Source organism: Heyndrickxia sp. NPDC080065, assembly GCF_050281185.1.
Lineage (GTDB): Bacteria > Bacillota > Bacilli > Bacillales > Bacillaceae_C > Heyndrickxia.
On record NZ_JBNNWS010000048.1, the window covers coordinates 1 to 1,766 of the forward strand.

At 33.3% G+C, this 1,766-nt stretch carries 2 protein-coding genes and 1 rRNA gene; 2 read left to right on the forward strand and 1 reads right to left on the reverse strand.

Features of this window, described 5'->3' with window-relative positions:
• Positions 1-119: 119 nt before the first annotated feature.
• Positions 120-869 carry a polysaccharide deacetylase family sporulation protein PdaB gene (pdaB, locus tag ACQKP0_RS25685; protein ID WP_427408650.1) on the reverse strand — a complete coding sequence of 250 codons (750 nt, stop codon included), beginning with the start codon at positions 867-869 and terminating at the stop codon, positions 120-122.
• A 169-nt stretch (positions 870-1,038) separates the two neighbouring features.
• Between pdaB and ACQKP0_RS25690 the strand changes: the two genes are divergently transcribed.
• Positions 1,039-1,266, forward strand: a complete 228-nt coding sequence (locus tag ACQKP0_RS25690) for a hypothetical protein (RefSeq protein ID WP_427408651.1) — start codon at positions 1,039-1,041, stop codon at positions 1,264-1,266.
• A gap of 415 nt (positions 1,267-1,681) precedes the next feature.
• Positions 1,682-1,766: ribosomal RNA gene (locus ACQKP0_RS25695) — 16S ribosomal RNA — on the forward strand; the annotation flags it as partial.

Below are 1,766 nucleotides of genomic sequence, written 5' to 3' on the forward strand. Positions count from 1 at the left end.
TTCTCCGTCTTCTCCCTACGATAAGTCAACATCGACTCGTCCCTCGCCGTGTTTCCTTTATCTCAGTCGAAGACTACGAAATCCGTACGCCGATGAGCAAGGCGCTTGCGCTTTTCTTACTATTTAATTAAAGTTGTTTTTACTTTTCCGTTTGCTATCATATCTGAAACATTAGTGAAAGTACCTTTATCTTTTAAATTATCTATAATCGATGGTAATGCATTTTTTGTTTGTTTTGCTGCATCAGATGCATGCATTAAAATAATATCTCCGTTTTTTGCTTGATCAATATTCTTAATAATTTGATTAACTCCAGGATTCGTCCAGTCCTCTGAATTTATACTCCAATGAACCACGGTCAAACCAAGCTGGTCAGCTACCTTAAGAGTTTTTTTGTCAAAATGACCTGTAGGAGAACGAAGAAGTTTAATGTTCTTCACATTGAGTTTTTTGAGAACCTCTTGAGCCCTCAAAATATCTTGGCGTATTTTCACTGACTCTAATTCGGTGTAATCCTCATAGGCATAGCCAAGGTTCCCGATTTCATACCCACTTTTAACAATCTTATTAACAATATCAGGATGACGTTCAGCCCAAGAACCAGACAAAAAGAAGGTAGCTGATTTGACTTCGTTTTTTACTAGAGTATCGATAATTGGTTCAGCTTTTTGGTCTCCCCATCCAATATTAAAGGTTAAGGCAATTCCTTTTTTGCCTTTTTTAATTGCTTTTGGTCCTTCTTTGGTCGAGAAAACAGCAACTTGTACAGAGGTTTGAGAATAAAAGAAAAGGGCGGTAAATAATGAAAGTACTAAAATAAATAAAAAATGTTTTAATTTCTTTCCGCTTAGAACCATAAAGAAATTCATTTGAATCCTCCTAACAACGGTAATAGCTTTTCTTTATAAATAATAAATAGACAAGTTCTAATTCATTGTATGCTTGCCTATGGAAAATTTATGTCTAAAATATTTTCTTCGTAATAATTTGAGTTTTTTTGGAAAAAACTACATTTACTATTGAAAAGGGGTGTACAGGTTGTTTGGTCTGATCATTCATGAAAAAGAAAAGTTAGAAATACAGTATTTATTGAAAAGAGAAATGGATGAAATTTTATATGATTTAGAAGATGTAAGGATAGATGATATAGTGAAAAGAGCAATGAAGGAGCGATATAAAATATTGTTTTCCTTATTTACTCGTGTTGCGCCGCATCATGAGTGTGTAAATTACATCATATCTTCAAAAAAGAAAAAAGGTATCTAACTAAGTCTCCTTCCGTAAACTTTGTTATTTTGGAATAGAAAGTTTAAATTAAACCAGCGTACAACTCTAGATTCAAATTTATTGCAAAAGATGCCTCGAATCCTAGCTATATTAATTGGTTAGCCGCCTATCAAATAGATACAATCTATGCAAAAACATTCTTATCTAAAGTAGTAACATAAAAATACTAAAAAAAGTGTTGACGAAAAGAATAATACTTGGTATATTAATAAACGTCGCTGCTGAACAATGAACTTTAGCAGTAAAGATTAATAAAAAAAGTTGTTGACATAAAACAATAAACTTGATATGATAGTTAAGTCGCTGTCAGAAAGACAGTGAAGAGATTGATCTTTGAAAACTGAACAAAACGAAACGTCAATTAATTAACTTTTTTATGAGCTAATCAAACATCTTTTTGGAGAGTTTGATCCTGGCTCAGGACGAACGCTGGCGGCGTGCCTAATACATGCAAGTCGAGCGAATCTGATGGGAGCTTG

What these genes read in the sequence shown, in the direction of transcription:
- pdaB (WP_427408650.1), bottom strand. Translation starts at nt 869, where the DNA reads ATGAATTTCTTTATGGTTCTAAGCGGAAAGAAATTAAAACATTTTTTA.